The organism is Reichenbachiella sp. MSK19-1, assembly GCF_003590315.1.
In the GTDB taxonomy this organism is placed as follows: domain Bacteria; phylum Bacteroidota; class Bacteroidia; order Cytophagales; family Cyclobacteriaceae; genus Reichenbachiella; species Reichenbachiella agariperforans.
Window position 1 is genome coordinate 213,776 of the sequence record NZ_MIER01000015.1, and the last position, 20,668, is coordinate 234,443.

Here is a 20,668-nt window from a genome sequence, read left to right on the forward strand (position 1 = left end):
GAAAGACTAAGTAGATATGATAAACCGCTGGATTGCGCTTATTTCAATCACTGTATGCTTCTCTTGTAGCCCAGATCTACCCAAAGACATACAGGCAAAACTAGATCAACTGCCTGCGCAGCTGGATTTCAACACCCATGTCAAACCTATCCTTTCTGACAAGTGTTTTGCGTGCCATGGTCCTGACAAAGCCACACAAAAAGCCAGTCTCCGTCTAGACCTAGCAGAGGGAGCATATGCCGAACTACCAGAAACTCCAGGCAAATACGCTATAGTCCCAGGACAACTCAATCAATCAGAGGTATTTCACCGCATTGTCACCGATGATCCTCACTACGTCATGCCTACTCCCAAATCCAATCTCTCACTGAATTCACGGGAAAAAGCTATATTGATCAAATGGATCGATCAAGGAGCCGAGTACAAAGACCATTGGGCTTTCATTCCCCCTGTTCTCCCTTCTCTTTCTGATACAGAAAATGAACATCCGTCCCAAAACCCAATTGATAGGTTTGTCCAAGATCGCCTAAGTCTCGAAGGACTACAACCTCTACCAGAAGCGGACAAAGAAACACTCCTACGTAGACTATTTCTAGATCTAACAGGTCTCCCTCCAAGTGTAGAGGATACGGATAGATTTTTGGCAGACAACAGCAGTGATGCCTACGAGAAACAGGTAGATCGTCTATTGGACTCTCCCCACTATGGAGAAAAAATGGCTACCGATTGGATGGATCTAGCACGATATGCAGATACGCACGGGTATACGGTCGATCGATACCGTGATATGAGCCCATGGCGCGATTGGGTAATTGAGGCATTTAACAGCAACATGTCCTATGATCAATTCCTTACATGGCAGCTGGCGGGTGACCTGCTCCCTAATCCAAGCAGAGAACAAATCCTAGCGACTGGTTTCAACAGGCTACATCCTCAAAACATGGAGGGTGGTATCGTCGATGAAGAGTTTAGAGTAGAGTACGTTTCAGATCGTACTTCTGTATTAGGTCAAGGCTTGATGGCAATGACTCTCGCCTGTGCTAGATGCCATGATCACAAATACGACCCCATCTCACAAAAGAACTTCTTTGAGTTATCCAGTTTTTTCAACAACATAAACGAAACAGGCCAGATCTCATGGGACCCTGAAGACATGCCTGTTCCTACACTCATGCTTACCACAGATGAACAAGAAGACATCCTTGCTTTCATAGATCAAAAACTAAGTACTCAAAAAGATCAACTCAATAAAATCAAGAAAGCAGAGGAAGACCACATAGCAAAATGGGTTCAATCTGGACAATTTCACACTCTCAACCCCACCCCCGTCAGTTCCCTAGCAGCTCATTTCACACTGGATCATAACCTACATAACCAAGTAGGCAAAGAAATAGGTAAGATGGATAGGAAATTCAGCAAAGGTGAAAAAGCGAATTTCATCAAAGGCAAACAAGGACAGGGTCTACAACTGGATGGAGATGCATGGCTAGATCTCAAGCCTATCGGTATATACAGTCGGAGCGACCGATTTAGTATCGGTATGTGGCTGCAGCTCCCCACAGACCTCAAAGAAGGCGTCATCTTTCACAAAAACCTCGGCAGCCGCCTTCACGGCTTCAAAGGCTATCAACTCTACCTAAAAGATGATCAACTCCAACTGATGCTAGCCCGAACTTGGCCAGACAACGCCATCATTCGCACGACCAACAAGGACATCCCCAGAGACAAATGGTTTCATGTAATGATGACCTACGATGGCTCCAGCCAAGCCGATGGACTCAAATTATATATGGATGGGAAATTACAAAATACAGATATAGTCAAAGACAATCTCTACAAAGACATCCTATACAGTGACAGTAAAGCCGAAATCTCCAAGAACCCTGCCGAACCTGGGCTTAAAATAGGTGCAAGATGGCGAGGACAAGGTATCAAAAATGCTTTGGTCGACGATATAGTTATCTACAACGATGACATCACAGCATTAGAGGTTTTACAATTAGCAGACAAGGATAGTGCTAAAATACTCCTCGCAAAAAAAGCTCTAGAACTAACGGATACAGAATACCAGCTGCTCAGCGAATACTACCTACAGCATCACTCCAAAATCTATCAAGAACATCGAAAACAACTAAAATACTACTACACCTCACAAGCAGACAGTATGGAGCAAGTACAAGAGGTCATGGTGATGAAAGAGATGAATGAACCTAGACAAACCTACCTGCTCGAACGCGGACAATATGACGCCCACGGCGAAATGGTATATCCTAACACCCCAGAGAGTATCCTACCCATGGCTGATAGTTTGCCAAAAAACAGACTAGGACTAGCGCAGTGGCTCACTCACCCAAAACATCCCTTGACCGCACGAGTGGCAGTCAATCGCTATTGGCAAAACTACTTCGGTCAGGGTATCGTCCGAACAACCGAGGATTTTGGCAACCAAGGCAGTCAACCCAGCCATCCACAACTGCTCGACTGGTTAGCCGTCACATTTGTAGAAAGCGGATGGGATGTCAAAGCATTGCAAAAAACCATCGTGATGTCAGCTACCTATCGTCAGCAGTCTATTGCCTCACCAGAGCTGTTAGAGCAGGATCCGACCAACATCCTCCTAGCCCGAGGGCCAAAGACTAGACTATCTAGTGAAATGATGAGAGACAATGCACTCAAAGCCTGTGACATACTCAATGAAAAAATAGGAGGAGAAAGCGTATACCCCTATCAGCCAGAGGGCCTGTGGTCGATGAACAGTGCCACATACCCACAAGACACAGGCGACAAACTGTATCGAAGATCGCTCTACACCATATGGAAACGAACCGTCCCACACCCCACACTATCGACCTTTGATCAGCCAGATCGAAACGAATGTACTGTGCGAAGACAAAAGACCAATACGCCATTGCAAGCGCTGGTACTACTCAATGACCCGACCTATATAGAAGCGGCACGTATCATGGCTGTAAAAATAGCGGCTTTCGACGACCTGGAAACAGGACTCATCTGGGCCTATAGGAGCCTTACCGGCCGAGCGCCAAAAGCAGAAGAACTGACCCTACTCACAGCGCTAAGAAAAGAAGAATATCAAATCATGCAGTCCGACAAAGAAAAAACCAAAGGCTGGTTAGAAACAGGGGAATACAAAATCGATCCGGCTTTGGATCCTGCACTGATAGCCGCCAATGCTGTGACTGCCAGTGTCATCATCAATTCAGACGCAACACTTACCAAAAGATAAAACTGCTATGTGCCATCATCATGACATCCTAAGATCCAACAGTGAGGATCTCAAGAAAATAGAAAAACAAATGGACAGAAGACAGTTTCTGACCAAAACCTCAATGGGGCTTGGCGCCATAGCACTAGGGTCACTCTTCGGTGCAGACCGACTACTGGCTGGCACAGGAGGCGACAACCCCATTAGCGGAATCAAAGGCATCCCTGGACTCCCACATCATCTACCCAAAGCCAAACGTGTCGTCTACCTGTTCCAAAGCGGAGGGCCGTCACAGTTCGAAACTTTTGATTACAAGCCGAAACTCACCGATATGTTTGGGCAAGAGCTACCCGAATCTATACGAGGAGGACAACGGCTCACTGGCATGAGTGCTCAGCAAAGTTCACTTCCCATTGCTCCTTCCAAATACACCTTTGATCAATATGGCGAAAGTCGTGCATGGGTGAGTGAATTGATGCCACATACTGCCGAAGTAGTAGATGACCTTTGTTTCATCAAATCGATGTACACCGAACAAATCAATCATGACCCTGCCATTACTTTCTTTCAAACAGGACATCAACTACCTGGTAGGCCATCGATTGGTGCATGGGCGAGCTACGGTCTAGGCACTGACAACCAAGACCTACCCACCTTCATCACCCTAGTCTCCAAAAATGCAGGTGGACAACCGCTCTACTCTCGTCTATGGGGCAATGGCTTCCTACCTACCGAACATCAAGGCGTACAGTTTCGCTCAGGCAAAGACCCTGTCTTGTACCTCAATAATCCAGAAAACTATGAAGGAAAAGACCGTCAGCGCATGTTGCACTATCTCAAAGAGATGAATGAAGTACAACATAGCACCTACGGTGATCCTGAAATCAACGCACGCATTGCCCAATATGAAATGGCCTTCAAAATGCAAACCTCGGTACCTGAAGTCACTGATCTCTCTTCTGAGTCTGACGAGACATTCGATATGTACGGGCCAGATAGTCGAGATCCTGGCACCTATGCGGCCAACTGCCTATTAGCAAGAAGGCTGTTGGAGAAAGATGTGAAATTCGTACAGCTCTACCACAGAGGATGGGATCAGCACACCCATCTACCAGGAGGCATCAAAAACCAATGTAAAAACACGGATCAAGCCACGGCAGCCTTGGTCAAAGACCTCAAACAACGCGGACTATTGGAAGACACCCTTGTCATCTGGGGCGGAGAATTTGGTCGAACTGTCTATTCTCAAGGTAAACTCACACAAGATAATTATGGCAGAGACCATCACCCGAGGTGCTTTACGATGTGGATGGCCGGCGCAGGAGTCAAACCAGGATTTACTCACGGAGAAACAGATGACTTTAGCTACAATATTACCAAAGACCCCGTTCATGTACACGATTTTCATGCGACTCTACTCCATCTAATGGGTGTAGATCATGAAAAGCTCACTTACAAAGCGCAAGGACGTAGGTTCAGACTGACTGATGTCCATGGTCATGTGGTAAAAGATATTTTGAGTTGATCCGTACTAACACCAATCCTCCAAGGGTTTTGACCCCTTGGAGGATTTATAATAAATCATATATCGCCTCAAGGTCTTCAGAAATAGACCTTGCTAGAAAACAAACAAAAAAACAGCAGACCTGACAGGTTTCAAAAAAAACCTGTCAGGTCTTTATACCTCAAACCAATGAACGCAAGAAGAAATTTCATCAAAAAAGGTACACTAGCTGCAGGAGCTCTGGGTACAACCCAAGCTTTTGGAGCCAATATTATCGATTCTAAAAAGGTAGCCAAAGAACGAATACTAGGACACGGTGACTATCAATACCGCCTCATCGAAGACTGGGCACAAATGTGGAACTCTAACCTACCCATACTCAACTGCCATGAGATGGTCATGGACAGCAAGGGACGACTCATCATGCTGGGCGATCACAAGGCCAACAACGTGATCGTCTTTGACAAATCCGGCAAAGTGATTGATTCATGGGGGTGCTCTTTTCCAGGCGGACATGGGCTCACACTATCTAAAGAAGGAGAAGAAGACTTCCTGTTCATCGCCGACAGTGGTTGGCAGATGAACAATGATGGTTCGTACAGGCATCACAATGGACGAGTAACCAAGACGACTGTTGACGGAAAAATCCTATTTGATATTGGCCATCCCGCTACCATCGGTGTATATGAGCCAGGTGAAACTTTTAGTCCTACAGAAACAGCTGTTGCACCCAATGGGGACATATATGTAGCAGACGGCTATGGCAAAGATATCATCCTACAATACGACCAAAACGGACGCTACATACGACACTGGGGAGGACACAATAATACAGATGCTAATTACAACCTAAATAATGCCCATGGCGTGACACTAGATACCCGCGACCCTCAAAACCCCATGTTGATCATTTCCTCACGAGGGGACAACTCCTACAAATTCTTTTCGCTGGAGGGAAAATACATCAAAACCCTCCACCTACCCAACATGTGGGTCTGTCGTGCGGTGATAGACGAACAAAACCTCTATGCAGGCGTGTGCTGGAGCAAAGATCGTGAAGGCATTTTTGATTGGAAGCAACCTACAGGGTTTGTAACAGTACTAGAAGGAGATCAGGTAGTTTCATGTCCAGGAGCCGAAGCACCTGTCTACAAAAAAGGCATCCTACAGCCTACTTACCAACTGGCTGACCGTCCCATTTTCCACGGACATGACGTCTGTATAGATGAAGACAAAAACCTATATATCTGCCAATGGAATGCCTTAAGAACGGCTCCTTTTAAGCTAGAGCGTATTTGAAACCTGACCTTTAGATCAGGCAGATATTTCAACACTTATCTGGTTTTAGAACGAAATAACACAAATGGAAGAATCAAACTTGATATTGTTTTTTGGTCGTTTTCACCCACTTCTGGTGCACTTGCCTATTGGTTTTTTGATGATCGCTGTACTGATGGAGGTAGCCGAACGAGTCGGTTGGCTAGCCAATGTCCGAAATGCCATCGTCTTTGCACTCCTACTGGGAGTGGTCAGTGCCGTAGCAGCCAGTGTACTGGGCTTTATGCTCGGTACGAGTGGCGATTATTCTCCAGACATGCTCGATGCACACATGTGGGCAGGTATCGTCACTACAGTAGTCTCCGCAGTAGCACTAGTGCTCAAAGTCGGTTGGGAGAATTTCACAAAACGACAAACCCAACTTTACCTAGGTCTGCTAGCTCTCGTGATGACATCTTTGAGTGCTACAGGTCACCTAGGAGGCAACATGACACATGGGTCAGATTACCTGACCTACTACATGCCCTTCAAGCCCAAAACCACCGATCCACTGGCTCGTCCCAAAGTAACAGATATCCAGCAAGCACAGTTATTTGGTGACCTAGTGCACCCCATCATCACCAACAAATGTAAAAGCTGTCACAACCAAGACAAGAAAAAAGGCGGGCTTTCTCTATCTAGTATCGAAGACTATCTGAAAGGTGGAAAACATGGCAGTCTCATCGTAGCAGGTGATCCATCCTCTAGCGAACTGTTTCACCGTGTGACGCTGCCTAGCGATCATGAAGAGATAATGCCTCCTGATGGAAAAACCCCTCTTACAAAAGAGGAAATTGCGATTCTAAAGTTTTGGCTGGAGACAGGCAATGCTGATTTTGACACTTTACTCGTAGCACTTGATCCCGATGAGGAGATTTCAAACATTGCGCTGCTTCAACTACAGCTGGGAGCTGAAGCTGGCCAAGCCCAACTTGACTTGGATACTGTGTCATTAGACAAAATTGAAAGACTCACAGCGCTGGGCTATGAAGTACGCGAACTTGCAGCAGGGAGTCATGCCTACGAAGTAACCCTCAATGGAACAAAAATCATGAAAGAGAACCGGTTGCACCATCACGAGGCGCTCGGTCTCCTCAAAAACAACATACTCAGTTTAAAAATGCGCAACTGTGATCTAAAGGATATAGATCTAGAAATACTCTCAGACATGCCCGTTTTGCAGCACCTTGACTTGAGTCAAAACACGATTAGTGATTCAGGAATTCAATCCCTACAGCATCTACCCCAATTGAAAAGTTTAAACCTCTACGCGACTCAAGTCACCACACTCACGATAGAGCACGTAGCGGCCTGGCCTCAGTTGAGTACTGTATACATTTGGCAAACCAATATTGATAAAGAAAGTCTAGCTTCACTTAGAGAAACACATCAAAACATTAATTTGATCTCTGGGAGCTAAGCGCATGAAACCTATCATTCTTTCCTTGTCCATATGGATACTAATTGGTCTACTCGGCTGCAATAGCAAGCCAGGACATCAGTCAGTCAAAGTTCCCCAAAAGTCTGCCACGGAGACTTTGCTGACAATGGACTGCCTGCACTGCCACAGCATCTCAGATCGACTAGTCGGCCCTCCTTATTTGGACATCTCACGCCGCTACCATAGCGAGTACGGCATCAAACCCAAGCTGATGACCAAAATCAAAGAAGGTGGTGGCGGACTGTGGTATGGTGGAGTCATGTCTAGACATCCATTAATTAAGGATAAGGAACTCAGCTTACTCGTTGATTGGATCCTTTCTCTAGAGGATAGGCGTGATACTTTTTGGGATCGCTACGCTCAATCTACTTCTATGCACCAGCTTGCTGAGGTAGACAGTACCATTCTCTCTTGGCAGAGTCTACATGAGGGCAGACCGATACAAACAGGTAGTGCGCATTCGATTCATCTACTAGGCTCTGAGTCCTTCCCCTCCCATGATCGAAAAACAACCATTCAATTCACAGGACAACTGCCAATCCCTAAAACGGGTAAGTACTTTATTCGATTGATCAAAACCGGGAAAGGCCAAATCAAAATTGGAGATAAAATCCTCTTACCTCTCGACCCAAAAAACCGTGAAGCTGTCATCGATCTACAAAAAGGATCACAACCTATAGCTGTCACCCACCAACTAACAGGCAAAAATGACACGCTATCGCTCAGTTGGCTCCCTCCTGGTGCAGACTTCTACGAGCTGATCCAATGGTGACAGTGACTACCTCCCCCTTTCGGTTCTATTAGACTTGTGTCATAAAACTATGAAGATTGACCTCTCGATCGAGAGCGAGCTTGGTTCGCAATCGGTACCGTGCCATGTTAACACTCGTCGGTGAGATACCGAGCAATTGTGCCGTTTCTTTGACAGAAAAATTAAGGCGAATGAGAGAACATAGCTTGAGCTCGTTCGGACTCAAGTCTCCGTATTTCTCAATTAATCGATCATAGAACCCACTATAGACATCCTGAAATCTTTTGTGAAACTCTTCCCAACTATCATCCGCCGATTGCTTTAGTTTTCTGATCAAATACCGAGCACCCTCACTATCACGATACTTTTGCGCAAAAGCTACTGCCTCAGCGATCAGCTCTTCCTTCTCTACCAACTTAAGTGTATAGGTAGTGAGTTCCTTATTTTTGTACTCCAGTACCTGAGCTATTCTTTTAGTTTCTTCTTCCCGTTTTTGGAGGAGTAATTCCTTTTCCTTCCTATGTTTAGCTTTTTGCTTCCTATTTCGCATCCATAAAGCCAAAACCACAAAAAACAAAACTAAAACGGCTACTATCGCCCTAAACCACAAGATGGTTGTCTCTCGTTTGGCCAATAACAATTGCTGCTGTGCCATCACTTGTTCCTGTGCCTCCAAGCGCTCTTGATACCTATTTCTCAGATCAAAAAAACCGCGATTCAGCCCACTCTTTGCTCCAAAAAACGTCTCTGAAATCTCACGTGACCTTACCAGATCATCATAGGCCTTTTGGTGCTGACCCAGTTGATAATACAACCGTCCACGGTAATTATAGAGATATTGCTGATGACCGATATGATGCTGAAGTCTATCGATCTCATGGATCGCCATGGTGTAATAGCTTATTGCCTTTGACATATCACCTTGATCATCATACAAATGACCAAGGTGACTGTATACAAAAATAATTGATGACGCCTGTGGCATAGACACAGTACCACTGGTTTGCGCCTCAGTCAGCTCCATTTCCAGATCCAACAGTAACGCTTGTGCACCATACTCATCGCCCTGAAGCAAAAGAAGTCGAGCCTTTTCCAACCGAAAATAATAAGACTCAGGATCACCATTCTCTATTGCCTCAAAGCGATCCAAGTATTTTTGCGTTTCTTCTACCCGCCCCATCGTTCGGTTGAGTACGGCCAACTCAAAATAGATCCCCGGGAGTTTGTGTCTAGCATATACGCCACCCCGTCTCACCACTAAATCATGCGCTTGATTAACCAAATCATAGGCTACTGAGTCCTTTCTAAACGATCGCATGATACGGCTCATTTGTACCTTTGCTTCCACCCACTGTATGGTATCAGCGACCTGCTGCGCCAAATAATCTGCTTCACTTATTTCATCGATGGCCTCACTAAACTGTAAAAGACGGGAGTGTGTTTCTCCCATCCCTAATAGACCTTCTATCATCTGTAGCGTATCCTCATCACGCAATGCCCTATCATATATTTGTTCAAATTTTCGGATATCGGCCTGGTGATTTGTTTCATCACCTTCCTGCATGACCCGATCTACTTCGAGTTGTGCTTGTAGAGGGGATTTCCCTACTAATAGCAGGGGGATAACCAACCCTACTACGCTTACATATTTCATAAAAAACACTTCCATACGCATCAAAAAGAACATTTTATCAATCTACATCTACCCGGCAACTGACACAAACTAGAGACTCGCTCAACACTGCAATGTAGATATTTTGTAGAGATACTTTTATCTTGTTTTCTCAAAACTCCTCCTATCCTTGTCGTCCATACACGACTATTTACGACATGAAAAAAGAAAGACTATTTCAAATTTTACTCACACTGATGTTTTGCATCCTCTTCTCTGGCACGACACCAGCTCAGCAACCCAACATCCTCTGGATCATGACCGATGACCAGCGCATGGACTCTAACAGCATCTACAACCTGAGCACTACAGGTACAGAAGACAGCCCGCTCGGTCATGTATCCTCTCCAAATATCGATGGGTTGGCGGCCGAAGGCGTATTCTTCCCCAACACCTACTGCAACTCTCCAGCTTGCGCGCCCTCAAGAGGCAGTATGATCACAGGCAAGTATCCACACCATGCTGGTATATATGGCTTTGAACAAACCCATGACCAACCAGATTTTGTAAACCAAAACCTCCCTCAAATGATGAAAGAGCTGGGGTATCAAACCTCTCTCCTAGGCAAAGGTGGCTACCGTATCTACCAATGGGGTCCTGGCGTAACCTGGAGCAGTCTGAACTTCTACGACTATGAAATGGACTACAAAAACGACCTTCGTGCGCTTGGCTTTACAGACTGGTACAGTCGAGCCTATTGGGAAGGAGGCGAAAATATAGGTACCCGAACTGAGTTTTACTTCCCTGATGGTAGAGAGCTATTTTATTTTACTGATAGAAAAGGTGGTCTGACAACCGAAGACCTGGAAAACAAAGCGCAAGCAGAAGAAGAATTAGACCTGCTCTACTCCTATACACGTAGCAATCCCGACCTGATTATCGGGGGACAAAGCCCCATGCCCAAAGACAAAACAGTAGATGGAAGAATCTTAGAGGAATTTAAAAACTATCTCAGCCACCAAGGTCAGCAGTACCAGACACTCGCTGACAAGACCATGTTTGGTGCTAATCCATCATCGCCACAGTTCATCAATTTGTCTTTCCATTTCCCACACACTCCAGTACTTCCTCCCAAGGAGTTTAGAGATCAATTCAAAGACCAAAACTATGAGGTGCCAGACTTTGACCAATCAGAAGTAGATAAGCTTCCTCCTCAGATGAAAGCCCTCTACGAAAAACTGAAAATAGACGGACTGAGGCCAGAGGAAAAGCAGCAAGCCATCCGTGACTACTATGCCTTTTGTGCCTATGGTGACTATCTGGTGGGCGAAGCTGTCAATGCATTCAAAAACTACAGCAAAAAAAATGGACAAGAATACCTGATACTTTATGTATCGGGAGACCACGGATGGCACTTAGGCGAGCAAGGAATAGAAGCCAAATTCACCCCCTGGCGACTATCGACGCAGGGCACGGCTATAGTCGCCTCTTCCCGTGCAGACAAGTACCCCGTAGGCACTGTGTACGACGGTCTTGCAGAATACGTAGATTTTGTACCTACCATGCTGGCTGCCGCTGGAGCAGACCTAACTCAGCCCAAATACCAGCACCTAGACGGGTACGACTGGGCTGAACTTTTGTCAGAAGAAAAAGAGGAGAAAGAATACATCATCGGCGAAATGAATCATGTAGTAGGCCCACGCGCTTATCTGCGCAACAAGAATTTTGCGTTTTCCATGCGAACCAGACCTAGCAATGCCAAACCAGGAGGAAATGTAGTGCCCAACCAAGATATCCAATGGGCACTGGAGGCAGAAGCCAGTGAAGTAGATCTAGCACTATATGATCTAAGAATAGACCCAGACGAGCAAAACAACCTGGCCAATCAAGAAGCTTATGCCGCACTCAGCGATTGGTTCCGTACCAAACTAGGCCGTATCGTACTGGGTGACGGCCGTATCGAATGTGATTGGTCGCAGATCAACACGTATGATCGATCAGATTTTGCTCTCGGGTCGGATGACAAAAAGCTGGACATTCCTGACGACATCATCCCAGATATCACCCAAATTGACATTGTACCTACCCGAATCCAAATGACCGTAGAAGATCAAAAAGTATTGGACTACACGATTGAAGGCAGTTCGGGCTCAGTCAGCTGGTCCAGCAGCGATCCTCAAGTGGCCACTGTAGATCAAAATGGTCAAGTGACATTGCTCAGCAAGGGATACGCAGGTATCACTGCCACGCTACCTGACGGACAATCTGACATCTGCGTGGTGTACACTCAGCCAGAAATTCGTAAAGATGAAGAAGAGGATGTGACACTCGATATTAAAAAAAAAGATGAATTGAGCTATGTCTACCCTAATCCATTCCACGAACAGCTGGACATATCTTCACTCCCTAGCGAGTATGAGCATATTGAAGTATGGAACCTCTCTGGTCAACACATCGAGGATATTTCCATCCAAGAGTATCCTTCTAAGACCATTGGACAAAAATGGCCCAAGGGCACCTATATTTTGAAAATCACTACAAAGTCAGAACCTCTTTCGATTAAAGTCATCAAACAATGAAAATCAACTTCAATAACCTCACGATCATTTGCCAATTCCTGCTCATTGCAGGGATTGGTAGCTCCTGTCAGCCAGAGCAAAGCAATCTGCCCAGCCCCAACATCGTCTGGATCGTCTCCGAAGACAACTCCAAGCACTACATGCGGCTATTTGACGAAAACGGAATAGAAACACCACACATCGAAAAATTAGCAAGTCAGGGCGTACGCTTCGACCGTGCTTTTTCGAATGGAGCTGTCTGCAGTGTGGCACGATCGGCGATCATTTCGGGCTGCTACGGTCCACGTACACTCACCAACTACCACCGCAATATACAGGCCGCACCCATGCCGGATTCATTGCGTATGTTTCCTCACTATCTGAGAGAAGCAGGCTACTACACAGCCAACAACGCCAAGGAAGACTACAACTTCATCAAAGGTGACAGTGTCTGGGACGAATCGTCCAATAAGGCCAGCTGGAGAAATCGACAAAGCGGCCAGCCCTTCTTCTATGTCCACAACATAGGCACGACACATGAGTCTCGCTTGCACTTCACGGCAGAGGAAATGCAAAACAATGCTACACAAACTAAACTTGAAGACTATCAAGTACAGCCCAATCACCCTGACGATAGTGTGTTTCGCTATACCAACGCCTACTACCGTGACAAAATCCAACAAATGGACGAGCAAGTGGGCGAGGTAATTGCTCAGTTGAAACAAGACGATTTACTCGATAGCACGATCATTTTCTACTATGGCGATCATGGAGGCGTACTCCCTGGCAGCAAAGGCTACATCTACGAAACTGGACTGCATGTGCCTATGGTGGCCTACATTCCGCCAGCCTACAAGCATCTGAGTGCATGGGCACCCGGTAGTGCCACTGAGACATTCGTGAGTTTCATCGATCTGGCACCTACCGTACTGCGTCTTGCAGGGCTGCCTACACTATCGCCCATGGATGGAAAGCCTTTCCTGGGACAGGGATTGACCAAAAACAAACTAGAGCAACGAAATACTACCTACGGCTATGCAGATCGCTTCGATGAGAAATACGACCAGGTTCGTTCCATACGCGTGGGTCCCTACAAGTACATCCGAAACTACCAACCCTACAATTTCGACGGACTGCTCAACAACTACCGCTACAAGCAGCTGGCCTATCAGGACTGGCAAGACAAACACCATAGACACCAGCTCAACGAAGTACAGTCGGCATTTTTCGAATCTCGTCCCCCAGAGATGCTTTTCGATGTGGAAGCCGACCCTTATGAGACCAACAACCTGGCTGATGACCCCAGCTTTGCACCGACCTTAGTTGCGCTTAGAAAGAAGCTCAACACATGGGTAACCCACATGCCCGATTTATCCTTTTATCCGGAATATTTCCTACTCGACCAAGCCATTGACAATCCCGTGGCATTCGGTCAAACACACCAATCAGACATCAAGAAATATGCACAAATAGCAGACCTGTCCCTACAGTCTTTTGATGATGCAAAGGCGAAACTAATCACAGCATTGTCTTCTTCCGATCCTTGGGAAAGGTACTGGGCATTGATGACTTGTAGCAGTTTTGGCCAGCAAGCCATGGTACTGACTGAAGAAGTAACACAGGTAATGCACAAAGACAGTCTGCTTATCAATCAGGTAAAGGCGGCAGAATTTTTAGGTCTAAGCAAAGCACTTGATCCAGCAAAACAACTCGTGGACTGTCTATACCAAAGCCAAGACCCCACCGAAGCACTGCTAATCCTCAACTCGATCATGCTACTGCGGTCTGCACCTCACCACTATACCTTCGAGATAGACCTCAAGCAACTACAATCTAAAGTCAGAAAGGACAAAATGGTAAGCTGGAGATTGACCGGGTTGAATATAAGCATCTAGCCAGAGTTTTTTTTAGGAGGGCAAATCTTCACACAACTCAAAAATAAGGATATGCCCCCCTTTTCTGGCACCTTCTCTCTCTTAGCTCTTGACGCTCTCTTTTTAGTTTTGGAGTTTATAATTAACGCATACTATGAATCATCATATCCTTTCATTTTTCACGATTATTTACTCGCTATCCTTAGCAATCGTGTCTAATGCCCAGCCGACTTTTCTACCAGGCGAAGACCCCAAACCAGCAGACAGCAAATGGGTGAAAGTAAAAACCCTATCGGATGAGTTTGAAGGAAAGAAAGTCAACACCAAAAAGTGGCAAATCGAGCCCAAGGCCAATGGTTGGGGATGGATCGGTAGACCTCCGGGACTATTTCGTGCCGAAAATGTGCAAATACAAAACGGTAAGCTCGCTGTAACAGTCGGGGTACTAGATTCCACCGTCACCCTCAACGACAAAGAGTTTATCTATCAAGGAGGTATCGTACGATCCATTGCGCCCGCACAGGTCGGCTGGTACTACGAATGTAAAATGAAAGCCAATGCTACGGAGATGTCCTCGACCTTTTGGCTCATGTCTCGCTATGATTGTGAGAAAAAGCTGGAGCTCGACATACAGGAGTGTGTCGGACACACCACAGAACTATCGGACGAATGGGCGCGCGAGTGGGATCAAATCTATCACTCCAATGCCATCCACCGCCCGACAGAGTGTGTAGAAAGACTCCAACTTCAAAAATCAATAAAAACGGATGTCAAAAACCACGAACGCTACTTCGTCTATGCCGCATGGTGGAAATCACCAGAAGAAATCCAGTTTTTCCTCGATGGAAAATATGTGTATTCCATCCACCCCGAAGTAGCTTGGGATATGCCAGCCTTCCTCCATATGGCCATCGAGACCTATAGCTGGAATCCAGTACCAGAAGACGGAGGCATGGTCAAGCGTGGCAACTGGGAGCAAAGAACCACCCAGTACGAATGGATCCGTACTTGGAAACTGAAAGAATAGAACAATTAAAAATTGAAGCAAGTGAAGAAACATCATCTATTATTTTGTTTGATAATAATCCTGACCTGTGGCCCCAACCTCCAGGCTCAAGATCAAAATTTTAACGCATCCTGGCTTTTTTACAACGACCAGGTAGCTGGAGCCGAATCCTCGGATTTTGATGACAGTGAATGGCGAAAGCTGGACCTGCCTCACGACTGGGCTATCGAAGGGCCATTCGATAGCAAATACAATGCACGTGCAGGCGGCCTGCCCTTTCACGGTACGGGCTGGTATCGCAAGCATTTCACCATACCTGAAAATACAGAAGGTAAAGTCGTACGCATCGAATTTGAAGGTGCTATGTACAACGCCCACGTCTGGGTCAATGGACAGCTGGTTGGCAATAGGCCCTATGGCTACATCGGGTTCGAGTTTGATATCAGTCCATACCTGAACTATGACGGATCGGACAATGTAGTCGCTGTTCGTCTCACGCCCGAAGACCTTTCCTCTCGCTGGTATCCTGGTGCTGGCATCTATCGCTCCGTCTGGCTCAAAATCGATGAGCCCGTACATATAGCACAGTGGGGCACCTATATCACCACCCCGACAGTCACAGATACCAAAGCAGTCGTACAGAATGAAACAAAGGTGGTTAACAAAAGTGACCAAAGTAAAACGGTTAGTATCAGACAACAATATTTTGATCCACAAGGAAATGAAGTAGCGCGCATAGAGGAGAAAATCGAAATAGCTGCACAAGCCACAGCTACAGCATCCTCCTACGTCAATGTAGGAAAACCACAAAGATGGGATCTGGACACACCAAACCTCTACTCCGCCACTACCACGGTATTGGATGATGACAAGGTGCTGGATAGCTATCAAACCCGCTTTGGCATCCGTAGCATCAGCTACAACACGGACGGCTTCTATCTCAACGGTCGGAAGGTTCGCTTCAACGGCGTCTGCCTGCACCACGACAATGGCCCCTTGGGTGCAGCGGTCTATCGACGAGCCGACGAGCGCAAGCTACAGATCATGAAAGACATGGGAGTGAACGCCATTCGCACCAGTCACAACCCTCCCTCTCGTGAGCTGCTGGAGCTTTGCGACGAGCTGGGCTTACTCGTACAGGACGAAGCTTTTGACGTCTGGAAATTGGCCAAAGTAGAAAACGGCTACAATAAATTCTTTGATCAATGGGGAGAAATCGATCTGCGTGACATGATCCTGCGTGACCGTAACCATCCCTCCATCGTCATGTGGAGCATTGGCAATGAGATCATCGAGCAAAGCGACAAACAAAAAGGCTGGACAGTGGCCAAAAAGCTAAACGACGTATGCAAAGCGACCGACCCTACCCGTCCTACTTCCGCAGGATTCAACTGGTACCCGGCTCCCTATGACAACAACATGGCGCAGCAGGTCGATATCGCAGGGATGAACTATAAGCCTACCAAATACAGCGAAGTGCGTGGCAACTACCCACAACTGCCGATCTACGGTTCGGAAACATCAAGCTGCACCAGCAGCCGTGGCGTCTATCACCTACCGATCGAAAAGTACCAAACGCATGAGTCGCTGCAAGTAACCAGCTACGACCTGATCGGACCACCATGGGCTTACCCTCCAGATGTTGAATTTTACTTTCAGGAGCAAAACCCTTTCAGTATGGGCGAGTTTATCTGGACTGGTTTCGACTATCTGGGCGAACCCACGCCCTATGGAGGAAAGGACAACTCGACCAATGGCCGCTGGAATGGTCACTGGCCCTCTCGTAGCTCTTATTTTGGTGCAGTAGATTTGAGTGGATTCCCTAAAGACCGCTTCTACCTCTACCAGAGTCAGTGGACAGAAGAGCCGATGATCCACCTCCTCCCCCACTGGAACTGGCAAGGTATGGAAGGCGAAAACATCCCAGTCTACAGCTACACCAACTGCGACGAAGCAGAACTATTCGTGAATGGCAAGTCTATGGGACGAAAAGTAAAAGGCAAGGACAAAACCACGCTGCTAGTAGATTTTCTTCGCTATGAACCAAAAACATTTGACTCCCCCTACCGCCTCAGTTGGGAGGTACCATATGAAGCGGGTAGCATTAAAGTAGTAGGCTACAAAGACGGCAAAGCTGTAGAGGAAAAAGAGATTCGCACCGCAGGTGCCCCTGCCAAAATCAGCTTGTCGGTGGATCGATCTACGATCACAGCAGATGGCCGTGATCTGGCCTATGTCACCGTACGCATCGAAGACAAAGACGGCAACCTCTGCCCCAATGCAGACAACCTCGTCAACTTCAGCGTATCTGGGACGGGAGAGCTAATCGCAGTAGGCAATGGCAATGCCGCCACGACAGAGCCTTTCCAGGCCGATTATCGCAAGACATTCAGTGGAATGGCACTGGCCATACTCCGATCTGACCCACAAACCGGCAAGATCAAACTCAAAGCCACCGGAAAAGGATTGAAAAGCGCGACCATTAGCGTAACCACCAACGAGTAACACAAAACTCTGCAACAACATCGCCATCAAGAGCACTTCACCAAGCTGCTTTTGATGGCTTTTTTCGTTTGGACTTGTAAGGAGGTTGCAAATTGCTTGGAGCCTATTCTGTTCGGGAGGTTAACTGCAGGCTTGGCTTTATAGGGCACGAACGAGAAGGCAAAAAAACCAGCTTGATAAGGTCAAAATAGTCGATCTATCCGACATCTCCATTCGCCGAAAAGTCAAATAGACTCTTGTAAGCGTGTAACCGTCTGCTTCTTTTCTTGACACAGTTCACCGAATAGACACTTTGAAATCTGTGTTTCGTATTGTAGGTCTCTTCTATGGTCGAAACAACAAGCTTCTGTTGTATTTTCTCACTTCTGTAGCAGCCCTCACATTCCATGTCATTTCGACTAAAGGGAGAAATATAAACGAGTCAAACAATCATCATCCACAGCTACAGCAGTTCTGTTCCCAATCACATACATGACCCCAAACGGGACTGCAAAGGGAGGCGTTCTAAATCAATAAAAGTATCCTGAACACACCTAAATTGTGACCTATCCTATCAACCCTCCAAGGGTTTAAACCCCATGGAGGGTTTGCTAAAAAAGCCGCGTGTGTCCGTACGCTACTTTTTGGGATACAATTCTTCTAGTGTCCATGGATATTCCCTCTCCTCAGATTGTTTACGGGCATTGTTCACCTGCCACAGAGATACTGGTGATTGGCCGTTTAGTTCGGTACGAATATAGGTCAGTACATCTGCGATCCATTTGTTGTCTTGCTCCTTCATGGCAATCATCGCTCCGGTATAGGACTTGTCATCAATAGGCCCCTGTAGCCCGTTGAGCAGGATTTTGGTTGGGATCATCCAATGTCCTTTGACTCTAGGAGACCCCACGAGAGGTGGAGCGATATCGCCCAAGCCGTTTCCGTCTTTCCCATGGCAGTCTGCACACAACCCTTGGTAAATATAATATCCACTCACCAGCGATCGCTTGCGACCACCTGGCAACAGCTTATGTTTATTCATGAGTTGTTCGACGATCGGTGGTTCTTCTGTCAACCCTACTTCTCCGACAGAAGCCAGCACCATGTTGTGTCGGTCATTTTTCATCAACTGATGAATCACCTCTTTCGCGACAGGGTCTTTGCTCGACCGCATCGAGAGCGACAGCTGTATCTGTACATCCTTGCTAGGGTCATCTACCCTCTCCGACAAAACATCGAGGATTTGTTGATCGCCTTGAGACAGATAAGGTTCCGTATTTCGAATAGCAGCAGCACGCACTCTAGGATCATCATCCCCTAGCATCTCTACCAACAAGTCCCGATCTAGCTCGCCTAGTCCCTCCAGCGTCCATAATACATGCAAACGTTGCAGCCCAAAATCTTGATCTCCACCTCCAAACCAAGGCTTAGTCTCAGTAGCCATTTCTTTGAGTTGGGGCAGTATCGACTTGTCCTGCCTATGTATAATCAACTTTTGCGCCTGCATGCGGTACCAACCATTCGGGTGTGACAGGTAACGCAAAAGTGCTGTGGTAGATTGATCCAACAACTTGTCTTTGGCTGTAGGAGCAGCGTCTTCATGCACAATCCGATAGATACGCCCCTTACCTATGTTTTTGTCTAGTTCTTTACGTTCTACAACAGGACGTAGATAACTCCCTTTGCGCACCCAATTGCCTTCTTGAATGATCCCACGATACATATCCACGACATAGAGACATCCATCAGGTCCGACCTTGGTATCTACTGGACGAAAATTAGCATCTGTTGCAGCCAAAAACTCTGTATTCTCATACGCATTGCTCAGCACGATCTTCCCCTCTCTATTCTCCACTTTGGCTCGTCTGACCAATCGCCCCACAGGCTCAGGGATAAACAGATCTCCATAGGCATCCAATCGATCTCCCAAAAACAAAGTCTGTCCACACGACGCTGTAAAGTGGTTGAGTGTACCATCCTCTCTAAGTCTCCTTGGTCCACCTTGCACGTCAGGTGTACCAATGACTGGCCAGACCTTTTCAAACCCCGGTTCCCATTTGCCATTCATCTCTAAATCTCCATATATAGGATGGATCTGATACCCCAAAGCGGGCACCTCACCACCTGCCGATGAATAGTACATCCGACCCGTTTCGTCTTGTGTCAGACCCCACTGGCCATTGGGTGGGCTGCGCATGGTGTCCACCTCTAACGTACCCGAGGTGTAGCGGTAACGTAGGTTGCCTTTGGAGAGGTACAGCCAGTTGTCGATATTCCAAAGCATGCTACCAGGCTGATGCTCCAGGTTACTTCTATCCATCCCGTTATCCTCCAGTAGCAATTTTTTATCCTCTGCGACTCCATCACCATCCATATCTCTATACAGCCAAAAATGACGATAGTAGGTTTCTTGTACGATCAATCCGTCACCGACGGCTTGTATGACACGTGGCAGTACCAAACTATCAATAAACACGGTGCTTTTGTCCATCTTTCCATCACCGTCTTCATCCTCCAGTCTCATGATCTTACTCCATGGCATACCCTGATCATTTCCATCTATGTCCTGCATATAGGTATCCATCTGTGCGACATACAAACGTCCATTGGCATCCCATGTGATCGCTACGGGTTCGTTGATCATCGGTTCGCTGGCCACCAACTCTACTTTGTAGCCTTCTGGCAAATGAAAGGTCTCCATGCTCTCCTCAGGAGAGAGGAAATCCACCACCGGATCCGGATCGATCTCAGGGCGAGGATAGGCTGCTTGCCTAGGTTGGTCTTGTTGACAAGCCGTCAACAAAACAGAAAACGCAACAAATAGTAATCTTAAAGTGGTCTGAAACATGCTGAGTATTTTTTTGATGAGGAAAGACGATTCTCTTCCAATTCCAAATT

General features: G+C 46.7%; 11 protein-coding genes. 9 read left to right on the top strand and 2 right to left on the bottom strand.

Annotated elements, in window-relative coordinates:
* Nucleotides 1-16: 16 nt before the first annotated feature.
* From BGP76_RS09250 to BGP76_RS09270, 5 genes are all read left to right on the top strand, one after another.
* Nucleotides 17-3,244 (top strand): DUF1553 domain-containing protein, encoded by a 3,228-nt coding sequence (locus tag BGP76_RS09250; RefSeq protein WP_221409870.1) that lies wholly within the window; start codon nucleotides 17-19, stop codon nucleotides 3,242-3,244.
* Nucleotides 3,245-3,251: 7 nt separating this feature from the next.
* Entirely contained in the window at nucleotides 3,252-4,748 is a 1,497-nt protein-coding gene (locus BGP76_RS09255; protein ID WP_073124277.1) for a DUF1501 domain-containing protein, read from the top strand.
* A 168-nt stretch (nucleotides 4,749-4,916) separates the two neighbouring features.
* Nucleotides 4,917-6,026 carry a 6-bladed beta-propeller gene (locus tag BGP76_RS09260; protein ID WP_119844959.1) on the top strand — a complete coding sequence of 370 codons (1,110 nt, stop codon included), beginning with the start codon at nucleotides 4,917-4,919 and terminating at the stop codon, nucleotides 6,024-6,026.
* 64 nt (nucleotides 6,027-6,090) lie between these two features.
* Complete coding sequence (locus tag BGP76_RS09265) at nucleotides 6,091-7,464, top strand: c-type cytochrome domain-containing protein (protein WP_119844454.1); 1,374 nt, start codon at nucleotides 6,091-6,093, stop codon at nucleotides 7,462-7,464.
* A 4-nt stretch (nucleotides 7,465-7,468) separates the two neighbouring features.
* A complete protein-coding gene (locus BGP76_RS09270) occupies nucleotides 7,469-8,257 on the top strand; it encodes a c-type cytochrome (protein WP_119844455.1) in 789 nt (262 codons plus the stop codon).
* A gap of 28 nt (nucleotides 8,258-8,285) precedes the next feature.
* On the opposite strand, the gene BGP76_RS09275 is transcribed toward BGP76_RS09270, so the two are convergent.
* A complete protein-coding gene (locus BGP76_RS09275; protein WP_158584197.1) occupies nucleotides 8,286-9,890 on the bottom strand; it encodes a tetratricopeptide repeat protein in 1,605 nt (534 codons plus the stop codon).
* 176 nt (nucleotides 9,891-10,066) lie between these two features.
* On the opposite strand from BGP76_RS09275, the gene BGP76_RS09280 reads away from it, so the two are divergent.
* The 4 genes from BGP76_RS09280 (at nucleotide 10,067) to galB (ending at nucleotide 17,791) form a co-directional block, all read left to right on the top strand.
* A complete protein-coding gene (locus BGP76_RS09280; protein WP_119844457.1) occupies nucleotides 10,067-12,427 on the top strand; it encodes a sulfatase-like hydrolase/transferase in 2,361 nt (786 codons plus the stop codon).
* The gene (locus BGP76_RS09285) at nucleotides 12,424-14,301 is read left to right on the top strand and encodes a sulfatase (protein ID WP_119844458.1); all 1,878 of its coding nucleotides are present in this window, start codon (nucleotides 12,424-12,426) and stop codon (nucleotides 14,299-14,301) included. Before BGP76_RS09280 ends, BGP76_RS09285 begins: the two co-directional genes overlap by 4 nt.
* A gap of 133 nt (nucleotides 14,302-14,434) precedes the next feature.
* On the top strand, nucleotides 14,435-15,307 hold the full coding sequence (locus BGP76_RS09290; protein WP_119844459.1) for a glycosyl hydrolase: 873 nt from the start codon (nucleotides 14,435-14,437) through the stop codon (nucleotides 15,305-15,307).
* A gap of 21 nt (nucleotides 15,308-15,328) precedes the next feature.
* On the top strand, nucleotides 15,329-17,791 hold the full coding sequence (gene galB / locus BGP76_RS09295; RefSeq protein WP_255416094.1) for a beta-galactosidase GalB: 2,463 nt from the start codon (nucleotides 15,329-15,331) through the stop codon (nucleotides 17,789-17,791).
* 616 nt (nucleotides 17,792-18,407) lie between these two features.
* Here the strand turns inward: galB and BGP76_RS09300 are convergent.
* The gene (locus BGP76_RS09300; RefSeq protein ID WP_073124470.1) at nucleotides 18,408-20,618 is read right to left on the bottom strand and encodes a HEAT repeat domain-containing protein; all 2,211 of its coding nucleotides are present in this window, start codon (nucleotides 20,616-20,618) and stop codon (nucleotides 18,408-18,410) included.
* Between the last annotated feature and the right edge of the window lie 50 nt (nucleotides 20,619-20,668).